The following is a 16,477-nucleotide window of genomic DNA, read 5'->3' on the forward strand; positions in this document are numbered from 1 at the left end:
GCTTCTTATCGATTAAAAGTTTAGTATTAACCCTTAACAGCTCCAGCAACAACACCTTTGGTGATGCTTTGATTGAAAGCAAAATAAACAGCCATTGCAGGTATAGTAGCAATAACCAATGCGGCTATTTGCCAACCCAACTGTGTACTGGTAAGACTTGAGAAGGAGAAAACCCCAACTGGTAACGATTTGGTAAAATCGGAACTGGCTAAAACCAATACCAATAGGAACTCATTCCAAATTCCCAGGGCCGTCATAATACTAATAGTAATGATTACAGGAACACACATAGGAAGAATAATATAAGTGAATGCCTGAAATGTGGTAGCACCATCTATGTTAGCAGATTCAACAAGACTATTAGGTAATCCTTGCATAAATTGTGTAGCCAGTAACACGGCTAAAGGTAATCCGAAAGCAACATATACTAGAATAATCCCGAGATGAGTATCAGTCAGTCCAATCTTGGATAACATTAGAAAGAGAGGTATCAATACAGAGTTAGTACTGATGAGATACCCCAAACCTACTAATCCCATTGCCACAGCCGATAGTTTTTTAAACGCCAGTTTACTAATAGCGAAAGCCATCATCAAACCAAAGATTACAACCAGGAATGTTGATACCCCCGAGTACAATATGGAGTTAATAAACTTACCACCCAGTTTTCCTCTTTGAAAGGCAGAAGTATAATTAAACCACACAGTCTTCCAATTTATGGCTTGCCTCATGGACCAGGGTAACTCTCTTACAATAACCGTATCCCCTATCTTTCGATTAGCGATCTCAGGGGGCAACTTTTCTTTTAGAAGAAAATGAACAAAGAGTCTACGACCTGGTGAGATGGTTTTTGATTCAATTATCAAACGTTCTCTTGTATCTATATCAGGATCATAAGGAGGAATAACACTTACAGACATAGGAATAACCGTATATTCATCATCCATATTAGTGAATAATTCCTTTGGTGGCGCAAATATATTTCGGGTTAATTCTTCATTTGATTTAAAAGAAGAATAAAACATCCAAACTAATGGTAAAATAGTAATGGCTGTCCATAAAATAAAAATAACATAGGATATGGTACGTCCACCAATACCTGTCATAAAGTCATTAGAGGTTTTTATATTATCAGTCGCCATTAGTTTTCCTCCCCGCCACCAACTTTGGCGCTCACCCAGTTGCTAAACATAATTAAACTCACCGATATAATTACTATCGCATTAGATATGGCTGAACCATATGCGAACCTCATTTCATTAGAATAATTCTGAAATGCTGTCCTATACATAAAGATGGGTAATACTTCAGCATTCTGTCGTTGAAGCCCCTGAGTAGTAATTGAAAATATTAAATCGAACCCTCTTAAAGAGCCCGCGATTGCCAAAATTGTTGAAACAAGAATGGTTCCGGATAGTACAGGGACGATAATCTTAGAAAATATCTGAAATTCTGTAGCACCATCGATCTTTGCAGCTTCAATAACACTGGAATTAACCTTCTGAAGGTTAGCCAAGAAGATGATCATATAAAACCCTGTATAAATCCAAATCAAAGCAAAACCAATAGGAAACATTACTGTCTCTGGTTTTAACATTGCGTCAAATTGTGCATTGGGATTCCCTGTAAAAAGTTGAATAATTACTGAGGCAGGACCATCAGCAGAAAATAATTTCTTCCATAAAGTACCAATTACAATTGTTGATAGAAAGTTAGGCAAAAAGACCATAGTCTGAAAGAAACTGGTGCTTTTTACTAAACGGCGATACAAAATATAGGCTAACATAAAGCCAATAGGAATCTGACCGAACACAGAAATTCCAACAACAATCATATTATTTTTCAGGGCATGCCAAAACGCTGGATCTTTAAACATTGTTGAATATTGCAACAAACCGACAAAGTTCCAACCCCCTCCTCTATTGGGGTTAAAATCAGAAAAACTTAAAAGTACAGAATAAATAATAGGATAGGCTACGATTAACAAGTACACCAATAAACCTGGTCCTATAAACCCCAAATAGACCAGCAAGGCCTTTTTATCTAGTTTTTTCACCTCAAACTCCTCACCTATAAAAAGGGGCGATAGACGCCCCTATAATGAAGGTAAATTATCTTAAACCTTCTACTTGTGCAGCAACTTCTTCTGCAGTTGCACCACCAGAAACAATTTTCTGCATACCTGCATTAAGTGCATCATTTGGAGCACCAGACAAGAATGCATCAATAACATCTGAAGTAGTTACACTAGTTGCAAAACGAACTTTTTCCTTAACGATATAAGGCATATCATCAGGAACGACATAGCCCTTAAGAATAGGAGCAACGATAGAACCAGTTCTTAATCTTTCAGTTACTTCAACTTCAGAATTGAAATAATTGATAAATTTCATGGCTGCTGCTCTAACTTTAGGATCTTCAGCACCTGATTTTGTTAAACCGTAACCAACCTGAATAGCCGCAGCAACAGAACCAGCTGCACCTTTTTCACCAGGTAATTTAGGCCATGGCATCATTTTAGTATTATTAGCAACTTCAGGATTTTCGATAGAACCAGCTACCCACTGTCCTTGTACCATGAAAAGAGCCTTTCCATTAGAGAAGTTAGATACGTTTGTACCATAATCAACTAAAACTGATTTTTCAGTGATAACACCGTCATCAACCATTTTTCTCAAAAGAGCTAATGAATCTACAAATGGTTTTTCAGTAAACTTGTGTTGTCCTGCAGCAGCCTTAGACATCCATGCTGGATCTCCTGACATTCTAGCAATAAAAGTAGACATTACACATGAGTTCCATGCCCATCCATCAGCACCATCAATAGTGATGACATCTAATCCTCTTTCTCTTGCAGCAGGAACCATAGCTACTAAATCTTCATAAGTTTTAGGAGCACTGAATCCTAATTCTTTGACTAGTTTTTCATTCATGAATAAAACAGTACAAAGATTAGAAGTTCCTAATGGTACTTCATAGATTTCTCCATTAGGACCCATTTTAGGAATCAAGTTCATATCATACATTTCTTTATCAATGTATGGTGTCATATCTATTTGCTGACTTGCTTCTTTCCAGGGAGCTCCCCATCTGGCATCTGCACCCATATAAGCAAGATCAGGAACATCACCAGAAGCAAGACGTGCTGTTACTTTTTGGTGATATGCTTCATCATAAAGTAATTCATAATCAATTTTGATTCCGGGATTCGCCTTTTCAAACGCATTTACAATTCTTACCCAGCTAACACCTTCAGAGTTAGAGTTGTCACCGTAAGCAAGAGCTTTAACAACAACTTGTCCACCTTTGCCTTCTGACTGACCTTCAGCAAATACCATATTTGCTGCTAGGATTAAAGCCAAAATACCTAGTAGTTTTCTCATATTGAGATCCTCCTTTTTATTATAACCTTTCAACGAAAGGTACTTTCTACCTTTATACAAAACAGGAATAAAAGGGATATTCCTGAATCTTTTCCATTTCTCGCCCTTTATGACTACTTTGAAAAAACAAATTATCCACTACCATTCCAGCCGCACCATAGGCCACAGCCTGATTGCCTAAACTTGAGAAAGTAATCTCACAATTAACAGCATTGGAATAAGACCAGTTCGTCTTCAGTTCTTCGATGAATGTTTGATGAACAGACCCATTCCAATCAAAAAGGTCGCCCCCTAATACAACACGGCTGAGGTTCAATGTATTAACTAAAAAAGCTATATTCTTTGCTAACTCTCTAACGAATCGATCAAATATTTCCTTGTCATTTTGAACTTTTTTCATCTCATCCTTCGTTAATGTTAACTGTCCACTGGGATTGTTTTCCCAAAATACAGAACGGAATTCTCCAGCCATACTATTTGGACCACGATACAATTGTCCATTTAATACAATTCCTAACCCAACTGAGATACCAACAAGTCCTTTACGGATTTTAGGATCATGGAACTCAACCAGACAAAATGTAAAATCCTGTGGACAAGAGTCTTTATGGAAAACGCTTTCACCCCAGGCACCTGCATTGGAATCATTATCTATAAAAATGGGAACTCGATGATTGGTACTAATCGTCTCTACTAAAGGAAAATCTTCCATGTTAAAAGGAATCGAAGCTATAACTGTTCCCGTTTCAGGATTTACCAAACCTGATATTCCAATACCAATTCCCAATAATGGAGCACCCAGACTTTCCATCAAATCAAATATCTTTGTTTGATTTGAATTAAAAATGTCTAAAAAATTATCTCTTTGTATCGCAATATTATCTTGCCAAGTATCTATAATCTGACCATATAGATTGGTTACAACCACACGACAACAGTCCGGTTGGAACTCCATCCCAGCTACATAACCATAATCTTTGTTCAACTCAAGATATATTGGTTTACGTCCACCTTGAGGACCAGTTTCTCCTTCTTCACGTTCTTGCAATATACCTTGACCAATCAAGGCAGAAACTATTTTTGTCACAGTTGATTTGTTCAAATCCACTTGTCGTGATATCTCTATCCTACTGCTCATTCTGTTCATCCAAACGGTTCTGAGTATCGATGCTGCATTCTGTAATTGGATATCTTTTATCTTTGCCATAATTCGTTTAGTTAGTTTTTAAAACAACTAACTAAACCATCGTAAGACCAACCTACCGAGCTGTCAAGAAAAACTTTTTAACTTTTTAAACTAATTTATCTATACCAGTATCAATAAAAAAAGCCTGAATCATAAGACTCAGGCTTTTCGTAAGGATAAAAAAAAAGAAGAGCACAGTGCCGTACGCGCTCCTCTTTACTCCTTTGTTATCCGACCCTAAACGGATAAGAATATTCTCTCATCACTTCTTTAGGGTGTCAACTTATTTTTCTGTACCCTCTTCATTTTCTGTACCATCCTTGGGTAAGGGCTTTGCATTACGGCATTTAGGATAATTGCTGCACCCAAGAAAAGGACCACGTCTCGACATACGAACAACCATAGGGGAACCACATTTTTCACAGGTCTGTTCCTCAACCTTTGGCAACTCTATAACATTACCATTCTTATCCATTGGTAGGGTAAAGCTACATTCAGGATAACCAGTACATGCCAGGAACATCCCTCTTCGCCCAGTTTTAACAGCCATGGGCTTACCGCATTTATCACAAGTACGTTCTATGTGAGGCAATTCGACAATATTACCATCTTTGTCCAAACTCAAAGTCGTCTTACACTCAGGATACCCGGAACAAGCCAGAAAGGATCCATACCGAGAACTTTTTTTAAGCATAGGCTTACCACAAGTAGGACAATCGACTTTAAGTTCTTCTTCCTGACCATCTTCATCACCTTCACCAGGCATGGGAAGAAGACCTTTACATTCAGGATAATTACTACAACCTAAAAAGGCACCTTTCTTACTATAGCGAACAACTAAGGAAGAACCACAGAGAGGACATTTCTCATCACCGTCCCACTCTCTTCCTTTTAGGGATTCTACTTTATCCATCGCGACATCAAGCTCTTCGAGGAATTCCTCATAGAATTCTTTTATAACATTGACCCATTCTGTATTTCCCGATTCAATGTTATCGAGTTTTCCTTCCATATCTGCGGTAAAGCTTTTATTCATAATGTCACTGAAACCAGCCTCTAACATGTCCGTAACAGCCATACCAAGTTCGGAAGCATGGAAAGCCCGTTTTTCAAGCCAAACATAGCCCCTATCCTTTATGGTTGCAATAATAGGAGCATAGGTGGAAGGACGTCCAATGCCTTCTTTCTCTAATGCCCTAACAAGACTAGCCTCTGAATATCTAGCAGGTGGTTTTGTAAAATGTTGCGTAGTGCTTAATTCATCCAGATCTACTTTGTCATTTTGACCTAAAGGAGGAAGAATTTGATCTTTAATATCATCTTCTTTTTTTGGTTCTTCAGGCTGCAATACGGTATGCCCCCGGAAAACAACCCGTCGTCCTTTGGCCTCCAAAATACCATCAGCTGCTTCAATCTTAGCTGTTGTAATCATGGAACGGGAAGGGGCCATCTGACTGGCCAAAAATCGTTTCCAGATTAAATCATATAATTTGAATTGATCTGCACTTAGAAAGGGCTTCACCTTTTCCGGAGTTTGATCAATATAAGTGGGCCGTATAGCTTCGTGAGCATCCTGGGCATTTTTCTTAGTTGTATACTGGGGGGCCTTTTCCGGAAGATACTCTTTATCATAATTCTGAGTAATAAAATCTCTTGCTTGATCAATGGCTTCAGGATCAATTCGTGTTGAGTCAGTTCGCATATAGGTTATTAATCCCACAGGACCCCCATCTAACTCAATTCCTTCATATAAAGTCTGGGCAACACGCATAGTCTTGGAAGTCCCAAATCTTAATTGACTGGAAGCAGCCTGCTGTAGAGTAGACGTTATAAAAGGAGGACTAGGTCTTCCAGAATTCTCTTTCTCCTCTACAGAGATAACAACATAATCGGCTTTCTTTAGAGCTTCTTCAACGGCACGAGCCATTTCTTCAGTCTTAGCATATTCTCCACCAAGAACAAACTTAGTGTCTTTCCAATTTACCAATTGGGCCTTGAAGCTCTGCCCCTCTTTATTGAGATCTGCAATAATTTTCCAATATTCTTCTGGAACAAAGGCCTGAATCTCACGTTCTTTCTCGACAACCATCTTCACAGCGACCGATTGAACACGTCCAGCACTTAAACCAGTACATACTTTTTTCCAAAGAAAAGGAGACAATTGAAACCCAACCAATCTATCCAGAACCCGTCGGCCTTGTTGAGCATCCACTAAGTTTTGATCGATTTTCCGTGGGTTCTCAATAGCTGTCTGAACGGCTTTCTTTGTTACAGCCTGGTAAGTTATACGAGATACATTTTCATCAGAAGCACCTATGACTTCTTTCAAATGCCAGGCAATAGCTTCTCCCTCACGGTCAGGGTCAGGAGCCAGATAAATATGTGAAGCCTTAGAAGCGGCTGTCTTTAATTCCTCAATAACTTTCTCTTTTCCAGAGATAACAATGTAGTCAGGATCAAAATTACCTTTAACATTGATCCCAAATTTATATCCTCCACGGCCCTTTTTGGACAGATCTCTGATGTGACCGACGGAAGCTTTTACATCAAATCCTGAGCCTAAAAACTTCTTGATTGTTTTAGCTTTTGCCGGACTTTCAACTATGAGCAGGTTTTTTCCTGTACTCTTTTTGGCCATAGAAGTTCTCCTAATTCTTTGTCTTTGTTCCTATGTTATATATTCAAGGAGTATATCAAAAGCTCCTGAAAGGCAAATTTTTTCTTAATCTATAGGGGTTTTTATATTTTTTTCAAGACCCTAGCGTCATAACAACCTATAAACAAACTATATTCCTAATAATTGTTCCTTTAATCCACTTTGTCGGTGCATTTTCTTTGATATCACCTTTTCTAGCAGTTCATCATCTGCGATAAGGTATAATTTGTTTCTTGCCCTCGTCACACCTGTATAGAACAATTCTTTTGTCATTAAGCGTTCAGATCTACTTGTCATGATCATTAATACTTCATCCGCCTCAGAGCCTTGACTCTTATGAATCGTCGTAGCAAAAGCCGGCTCCCAGGAAGGAAGACGTCCGGGGCTGTAAAAATTATACCCATGAGCTTGAGGAAAAAAGGCAAAGATCGATCCACCAAAGGACAGTAAAGCCCCCCTATCCCCGTTATATAATCCAAGACTATAATCATTCTTGTTGATCATAATAGGTAACCCTGCAGATAAGACAGAATCCAGACCACAACGAAGTCTAACCCTATCATTGACTTGATCAACGCCCCAATAAGATCCATATTCAGGAGACAGTATCCAACCATGGTTCAATAAAGAGAAGAAGTCATCAATGTTCTGTTGCTCCCTTTTCCAATCACGAATGTCACAAGAGAATGTTCCCTTATATTTCAGTTGATTCCAGGACCACCTGTGTAACACTTCTTCAAAGAAGGGATTCTCCTGATTATCCTTTGATTGCTGTACTTCCTCATGATCTTTTATCGTTTGTTTTAGGGCATCAAAATCATCCCGAACAATACAGCTGGCCACCTTCGACAAAGCAGAGTTAGCTCTCAAGGACTTGTCTAGTGTGACCATACAGGAACTATGGTGTTCCCTTAGATATTCCAGAATATCACCATAAAAATCTCCTCCTTCAACAGAGGGTAATTGGTCTCTGTCCCCCACAAGTAACAATTGGGACTTCTCTGGCATAGCCTCTAATATCCTACGCATCATCACAAAATCGAGCATAGATGCTTCATCAATAATAAGGAGATCTAATTTGAAGGGATTCTTCTTATTGCGGGTGGGCCTTCCTTTCTGGGAAAACCCCAACAACTTATGAACAGTAGAAGCTGTGTCCATAATAACATCCAGCCAAGGCGTCTTATCTAATTGATGAGAGATACTCTCTACCATTCTTTTGGCGCCACGTCCGGTTGGAGCCGCTAACTGAATAACCGCCTTAGGAAAAGCTTTATTATAATTAAGCAGCACAGAAGAAAGGACAGTGGTTTTTCCCGTTCCAGGGCCACCAGTGATGATGGACAAACCATGTTCTAAAGGAAGAGTAGCCGCTTTTAACTGATTTTCTGTTAAACGAATACCATGGGGAGATAAAAGAGCATGATCAAGACTAATATAGCTTTGGGACAAATAGTTCCCAATATACTGGGCTAACTCCTGTTCTATCACAAACTGATTATAAAAATAGATACAGTTGTTTTTATAAATGAATGGGCTGCGAGCTTTGGGGTCTGAACTGAAGTTCCTGTCATCAGCAATTAATTCCAACACATCATCTTTATCTAATGTGATGGTGTCATTAATTCCTATTGTCTTTAGATCCTCAAGAAAACTATCCAGGTTCATACATATGTGACCAGCTAACACCAGTTCCATCACTATACACACTAACAATGATTTATCTTTGTCTTCTGGATACCACTGATGGCCCATGGCTAAGCTTAGATACTCCCAATCCCTATCCATGACTCTTAACTCCTAGTACTGATTTGGGATCAAAGGCCTGAAGCTCAGTGAGACTAAGCTCATGATGATAGATTCCATACCCCTGTTTTTCCATTCCCCTTAAAAAGAGATAGTACACACCACCAAAGGTTACATCAGGATGCCACTCAAGATATTGGGCTATCGCTGAATAATACAAATAGTACTGAAGATTGTAATGATGATGAAGCATACCATCCTCGACATGAGCATCATCATAATAACTCACATCATTACCAAGATAATTCGTTTTCCAATCCAATATATATAGTTGATTTTTATAGATAAAGAGAACATCGATAAAACCTTTGATATAACCTTTATGAACTTCCCACCTATCATCCAGGATAAGGCTACCCTGTTGTTCCACTTTAAATAAAAACTCGATTTCACATTTTATATCTTGTGTATCTAAATGGGATAAAAAGATATCCCCCTGCTTATTCGGCAGAGGAAAATTCAATGTGTTATAAATCATCTGACCAAATATAACGAATAAATCATCATCCATATCATGAAAAACCTTACACCATTGCTGGCACCACTCCTGACCTGTAGGGGAAGACCAGAATTCTTCAAAAGAAGAATAACCGGAAAAGGATGAAAAATCGGTATTTTCTAATACGTGGTGAACAAAATCTCCAAACTCAGGACCTTTGGGCAATACCCCAAACCCCTGGGGTTCATCAGGAACCTCTGTAATAACTTCTAAATAATTATCTGATACATCACTAACATTATGATAGTCACTAACCAGTCCGGAAAAACTTGATATCCAAGTCCTGCTTCTCTGTATAGATTCAGAAGCCGTAAAGATTCGAGGCCCCTTCCTCTTCTCAGATTTCTGATGCCCCCTATACTCAGCAGGTCCCAGGTCATCCAATGTAATGACTTCAAAAACTTCAGAATGGGTTATGAAAAGTTCTCTTATTGATTCTGTAATAATCGAGTTAAGCCCCTTCATGTATTGCTTCTTGGTCTTATACTCATTAGTAGTAAAGATTCTATTATTTGTATTAAGAGTTGTTGTTAAAGGCATCGCACTGGGGAATCCTATCTGCTTTAAAAAGACACGAACATCGGACCAACATTGAGAAGCCCATAGATTGGTTAGGTAGTTTAAGGATCCGTTATCTACAAAGGGAATATACAAACGAGACACAGGTCGTGTAAAAGCTACATAATAAAGACGTTTCCGTTCTTCCCAATCTTCATTATTAAAGAAGGTTTTTTGTTCATGGTCATAACAAAAATCACAAACCTTTCCCTGTTCGCCATTATAGATAATATAATCATGAGAATCACCTGAAGCAGGCCCTGTCTTATATCCTCCATGGAAGAAAACAATGGGATATTCCAATCCCTTACTAGCATGCATAGTAACGATTTGGGTAGCATGCTGATCCTGATCAAGACGTACTGAGTTCTCAGATTTTTCTTTTTGTATCTGGCCTAGCAAATAACGATGTAAATCCTCTATCGGAGCTAGGGATTTATTCTGCCTTTCCATAAGAATCTCTATAATATGTTGAGAATCTGTAATGTGTCGTTCCCCTCCCACGACTGCCAATTGCCTTTTTAAATAATCGAAGTGGCTACAGATAAGGTTAAAAATAGAAAACAATCCCTTAGTCTGCACATTCTGTTGATGGTCATAGAATAGACTGACTATTTTTTCCATTCCTCCAGAATCAAGTCCCTCCTGAATATCCCCCATATTGTATCCACAAAAAGGTGTTAACAGGGCCTTCTTAATAGAACCCATATGACTGGGCTGACATATCCCTTCCAATAGATCAAGTAAGTCTAAAGCCGCCTGACTTTGAAATAAATCCTGGCCGCCCCCAACGACCGAAGGAACTCCTAATTGGGTTAATTGATTTTGCACCAATACACCTTCAGAATGGGTCTCTACCAGAATAGCAATGTCTCCAGGTGAGATCCTCCTGGGAACGTCTCCCTGTATCAACTTATGATGATTAAGTAGACTAATCACTTCCTGACAGATGGCTAAACGTATTTGTTTTGTTAGCTGCTCCTTTGTTAGAGGATTATCTTCTTCGTTTGATATATGAAGAATACCTACTCCCTGTGATTTGCCTTCAATATAAGCATGACCTGAGTTAGCTTTTTTGACAGGTAAAAAAGGAATAGGGTCTCCCGAACCAGTATGAATATCAAATATATTCTGGAATAATAAATTCACCCCATCGATCACTCGAGAGTAGGAGCGATAATTCGTATCAAGGATAAAGCGCTTTTGTACAGATTTTGTGGCCCTAAAATAAACATCTAAATCTGCGCCACGAAATCCATAAATGGATTGTTTAGGATCACCAATGATAATCTTATTATGTCCCTGATGAGAAAAAATAGAATCAAATATAGCCCATTGTCTTTGATCCGTATCCTGGAACTCATCAATTAAGCAAACCTTGTATTTCTTCCTTAACTTATTAACAAGAGGAGCTGACTCCTGGCCTAAAAGCACTTGAAAAACTTTCTCAATCAAATCGTCATAATCGTAGATTCCTTGCAAAGCTTTTTTATCTCTTAATATCTTGAGAAGTTTCTGATTATGACGGGAGTAGAACTTCACAGCTCTATAATATTTACTTAGCACTTTGCCCCTATAGAGACTATACAAAAGAGTGAGCCCATCTTCTAATTTATCTATAAGAAGAAAAACAGCTTCCACATCAGAAGTGATATCCCCTAAGGCGATACTCCAGTTCGATAAAGTGTCCTCCCTCTGTTGAGAGCATAACAACAATAAGTATTTGGCGAGGTTTTCCTTATCATCTGATGTTCGCTTCTGTAATAAAAGAGTCTCTAAAGTTTCGAAGGATTCCAATGCTTTCATTTCTTTGGCAATAAACTGAAGAGTCTTAAAAGGAACCCCATTCTTTTTTAACTTTATATCCTGAGCCCATTCGACAAGAATACTTGATTTCTTACACACTTCATTCCAAGTCTGAAAAAACGAACCTTGATTTTGATCGATCTGTTCTACAAGAGAATCAAAGGTTTCTATATCCCTAAGAGTAGGACGTAAGCTGATTCCCTTTTCAAATCCCACTTTTAATTGAAGGAAGCGGGTCAAACCATCAACCATACCATCGAAATCAGAAAAGAGTTCGCGAAAAGCTTTATAATCCTGGAGATCCTCATCTAACCGACTAAGGTAATCAAGGATCACTTCCCTATAGATGTCATCAGAATTATCAACTTCAAACTCAAAGGGAGAAGAGGTTTCAAGGGTAAAAGTCTTGAGGATATAACTGCAAAATCCATGAATTGTATAAATCGAGCTCTTATCGAAAGCCTTTACACTTTCTGATAAACGGAGCTTTTTTCTGTCATCCTCTTCTGATAGAGACCAATCTTTCAACAGACTCCTAATTCTCGTTTTCATCTCTTTAGCCGCTTTATCTGTGAATGTTACAACAAGAATGCTTTCTATACTTATACCTTCATCCCGTATAAGACGACCTACAATTCTTTCCAGACTATAGGTCTTCCCCGTTCCTGCAGAAGCTTCCAATGATAGATCACTTAATAAAGGAATATTGCCATTAATATCGAGGGCTTCCATCATTTTACCTTCTCCAACTTGATCATATCCATAATTTGCATGTACTCATCAATGCGAGAATCTTCTCCAGCTTTTGATAATTCAAAGACATTACTGAATAATGTTCGATCCACCTCTCCTTCATTCAGAACTCTCTGTAATTGTTCTCTGTAGGGAATGTCCGTATTTTTTGTTAAGCACAATGTTTTTGATAGTTCATAATTCAAAGGAATAGGAACCTTTAAATTGGATTCATAAAGCCGAAGAATGGCCAATAGAACTTCATGACTATTATCTACACCTTGAACACTATAACAGTCCTTCTTTGTTCCTCCCCATATAGAACTAATAGGATGTTTAAGATCGCTTGAGGAGTTAAGGACTAACTGAGTCATAAAACCTTCCAACAAATGATACTGCCAAACCTGGCTAGTCATTAGGGTGCGCCAGAAACACAGACCATCTCCCTGGGAGTACAAGAACCTGAGCGATCCTTTTAGAACAATGTCTTTTCTGCCCATATTTATAGTAAGGGCCTGATAATCATAAGAGTCTCTGGGGTGATCCGTTAAGACAACGGGAACAGGAGCCCCTAATTGGCTTAATCCTGTTTTGGAAAGCTGTTGTTTGTATTTATCAAAAACATCTCTTAAGAGCTTCTCTTCTTCTAAACCAATTTTATCAAGAGGTAAAAAGCCTCCCATCCTTAATAAATCTATCCGTTCCTCTATGGCTCCATCACTCAAACTATCTTGAATCAAGGAAATCATTTTATGCCTATCCAGATAGCGCAGGTCTTCTATTTGTTCTTCCAGAAGAATCATTTGTCCCCAATCCAGGCCTTGAACTTTTTTCATATGATAACTAAGAGGATCCCTCATAAACTGGAATAGGTCATACATAGATATTTCAACGATAGGATCAGGCTCTGTTATATATTTGATCTCCCTATGGGGAACTTCCTGGAGTTCTACATAAGCATTCTGGTTATAAGTAAAAAAGCTGGAGGCTTCCTCATAATACAAAGGGTTAAAACTCTGTAGGGGATGCTCTATGATCTGTGCACTATTACGATACTCCATAAGCTGTTCCAGCATGAGACTGGGAGGAATATTCTCCCCATTTACAGGATTAACGCCATTAAAAAAGACAAACAACTTATCCCTGGTAGATAGTAATGTTTCTATGATCCCATACAGGTCGGTTGACCTCTTGTCCATTCGCATAATCTGGTCAATATGTTCTGATAAATCAAAGCTCAAGACTCTCTCTTCTGTAGGATACTCCCCCTCATTCATACCTAAGAGAAAAATCACTTTGAAAGGGATAGCCCTTAAAGGTTTTAAATTAGAACAAGTAACTCCAGCAGTTAAATACTGGCCTTTAGAACCGATAGTGGAGCTCAGGATTTCACGTAATATATATTGAAAGAGATTAAAATCCATTTCACTATCAAAAGAATCATTACCATCAAGGTTATCTGTTAGAGCATTCAAGTTACGCAATACATCTCTAAAACTTTTTCTATCTATCTGATCCTCTGGATGTTCTGATCTGACACCGGACAAGGAGAGAAATAATTCTTCAAACTCAAGGACCCATGCCTGGAGGTTTTGCTTCTTACTATTCCAGTTTTTACTTACTTGGAATAGTCTTCTATGGGCTTTCATGAGCTTAGCTAATTCCCGACTCATTGATATACTTTTAGGATCGTAGGGAATACGCCCTTCATAGGGATCTCTTGATATAACTATTCCAGTGAGAAATCTCTGAAACCCCGAATCATAGGTACCTGTTGGAGCATAGGAAGCCCCTTTTGAGTAGCGAAACTCTTTGTCTGCTCCCCACCTGACATTAGTATCTTCCAGGAATTCCATCCATTCCTTGAGAAGACTATCATCAATGGCTATTTTTTTCTGAATACAAGGATTATGAAATAACCCATATAAGTCCTGCCGTGTAAATCGAGAACTCAGAAGATCTATTAAGTCTATAGCGGCTTGAATAAAAGGAGATTCCGAACCATAACTCAAATCAATCATATTATAAGGTAAGGAAGGACCATTAAGGTCACTACCAAAAACCCCTTCTATGTACGTACCATAATTACGAATATCAGGGGCCAGGACACCTATATCTTCCGGTTTATACCCAGACTCAATCAAATCCAATATTTGGTCTTTTAAGCCTTCTACCTCCCGTAAAGGACTAGAAAAACTGTGAATTCTAATCCGTTCCTCTATATTAGATAGGGGGGCATTATCTCGCAGATTATTATGAACCACTTCCATAGGATAGGATTCAGTATTCTCTATTGGGGAAGCTTGAATGACATTTATGTCCTTTTCCTCTATTAATGTAAAAAAATCATGAATCAAGACAGCCCATTCCCTAAGGAGGGGATGATTTTCCCCGAAGGAAGGATCATAGTAAGGGCAGAGAAGATATTGTGTCACATTCATCCTGTGAGACAAATAATAAAAAAATTCCAAACTCCGATGACTCAAGAAGACAGAACCAAAAAGGACAATATCCGCCACAGGGCCATCATACATTTGTCCCGAATGAATGACTAACTTGATTAGTTCCCCTAAATGGATGTATTTATCTTCAAAAACAATATTCCACAATTCCCTTTGCCATAATTCATCCTCATGATTATTATGACCTTCAGGAAACAAGTAAGAATCCTTCCCCCAGGCATCCAATAAGGGAGAAGCATTCATAGCGTATTGATGGAAAAGACCAGCAATCTGATTGGCCATTTTATAAATCAATACAGAAGAAATCTCACTTTGTTGATACTGAAAATATTGAATAATAGGCGTAAAGATAGCTTCTTTATTTTCCATTATTTTTTCTAAATGCTTATAGATAAGCAGCTTTAGATCATCCATGTAGAGGATGGCCCTATTCTGTTGAATCTCTTTAACCAAATCTGAGTGTTCCAGAAAATAACGAATTCTATTATCAGGGAAATCAAACTCAAGTCCCGCCGTAATCGACCAGGCATCAGTCAATTTAAGACGCATCCATTGTTCCATGCTTTTATTTTGTAAAACATAAAAGCGTGATTGTCCCCACAAAGAAGGAGGAATAAAACTCTGAGCATGCTGTTCTATTAAATCCTCTAACTGATTGCTAATAACCAACTGATACAATCAAGATCCTCCTTCTAATACGTCGATCATATATTGATCTTCCTTCATTAGAGCATAATCAAGAGCGGTTTTACCATCCTTGTCAGTGATCGATTTGTCCGCTTCCTTAGCTAATAATATCTCTACATAATCAGGATACCCTAGATAACTGGCCACCATTAAGGGAGTCATTCCAAATTTATCCTGATGGTTCAAATCGGAATCAGCATTCATAAGCAATTCGAACAAGACTTTATTATCATCATATATACTAATCATCAGAGGAGATATACCATCCTCATCACCAAGATTCGCCGTAAAACCATAACTGAGTAATAAGCGTACAATATCCACACGCTGATCCTTAGTGGCAATCAAGACTCCCTTATTAGCTTGATTATCAATATCATAATTAGACAGTAGATAGTCGATCATAGGGTATTGGCCATAATCTATGGCTATATTGAGGTACTTAATCAGTGTTTGCTGATCAAGAGACAGGATCTCTTCCTTTGGGTTTAATTGCTTATTCACATAGAAGATATCACCATTAGCCACTGGAATGGATAAATCAGGGATTTCACTCGCTTGACTAAACAGAATCCCTCTTAAGCCTATAAATAGAATAGAGAAAAACATTCTTTTACACATATACTGTTATACTAGAGAGTGTTTGATGTGCTGACAAGGTAAATATTTTATCCCAAAGGTAGGCATTTTGGTACTTTTTTC

The 16,477-nt window shown here is 38.3% G+C and carries 9 protein-coding genes; all 9 read right to left on the reverse strand.

Features of this window, described 5'->3' with window-relative positions:
• Positions 1–26: 26 nt before the first annotated feature.
• The 9 genes from K345_RS0100330 to K345_RS0100370 all read right to left on the reverse strand — a co-directional run bounded on the left by K345_RS0100330 (position 27) and on the right by K345_RS0100370 (position 16,396).
• Positions 27–1,142 (reverse strand): carbohydrate ABC transporter permease, encoded by a 1,116-nt coding sequence (locus K345_RS0100330; RefSeq protein ID WP_083963556.1) that lies wholly within the window; start codon positions 1,140–1,142, stop codon positions 27–29.
• Positions 1,142–2,056, reverse strand: a complete 915-nt coding sequence (locus K345_RS0100335; RefSeq protein ID WP_028972475.1) for a carbohydrate ABC transporter permease — start codon at positions 2,054–2,056, stop codon at positions 1,142–1,144. Before K345_RS0100335 ends, K345_RS0100330 begins: the two co-directional genes overlap by 1 nt.
• 55 nt (positions 2,057–2,111) lie before the next feature.
• Positions 2,112–3,383, reverse strand: a complete 1,272-nt coding sequence (locus K345_RS0100340; protein ID WP_028972476.1) for an ABC transporter substrate-binding protein — start codon at positions 3,381–3,383, stop codon at positions 2,112–2,114.
• Positions 3,384–3,435: 52 nt separating this feature from the next.
• Entirely contained in the window at positions 3,436–4,590 is a 1,155-nt protein-coding gene (locus K345_RS19080) for an ROK family transcriptional regulator (RefSeq protein WP_083963557.1), read from the reverse strand.
• Between the two features lie 262 nt (positions 4,591–4,852).
• Complete coding sequence (gene topA / locus K345_RS0100350) at positions 4,853–7,207, reverse strand: type I DNA topoisomerase (RefSeq protein WP_028972477.1); 2,355 nt, start codon at positions 7,205–7,207, stop codon at positions 4,853–4,855.
• A gap of 147 nt (positions 7,208–7,354) precedes the next feature.
• A complete protein-coding gene (recD, locus tag K345_RS0100355; RefSeq protein ID WP_028972478.1) occupies positions 7,355–9,013 on the reverse strand; it encodes an exodeoxyribonuclease V subunit alpha in 1,659 nt (552 codons plus the stop codon).
• Complete coding sequence (locus K345_RS19085) at positions 9,006–12,629, reverse strand: UvrD-helicase domain-containing protein (protein WP_037570677.1); 3,624 nt, start codon at positions 12,627–12,629, stop codon at positions 9,006–9,008. Before K345_RS19085 ends, recD begins: the two co-directional genes overlap by 8 nt.
• A complete protein-coding gene (locus tag K345_RS0100365; protein ID WP_028972479.1) occupies positions 12,626–15,766 on the reverse strand; it encodes an exodeoxyribonuclease V subunit gamma in 3,141 nt (1,046 codons plus the stop codon). The genes K345_RS19085 and K345_RS0100365 overlap by 4 nt, the downstream gene beginning before the upstream one ends.
• Positions 15,767–16,396: an ankyrin repeat domain-containing protein gene (locus tag K345_RS0100370; protein WP_083963558.1), complete on the reverse strand. Its 630-nt coding sequence runs from the start codon at positions 16,394–16,396 to the stop codon at positions 15,767–15,769.
• Between the last annotated feature and the right edge of the window lie 81 nt (positions 16,397–16,477).

It is taken from the genome of Spirochaeta cellobiosiphila DSM 17781 (assembly GCF_000426705.1).
Taxonomy (GTDB): Bacteria; Spirochaetota; Spirochaetia; order DSM-17781; family DSM-17781; genus Spirochaeta_E; species Spirochaeta_E cellobiosiphila.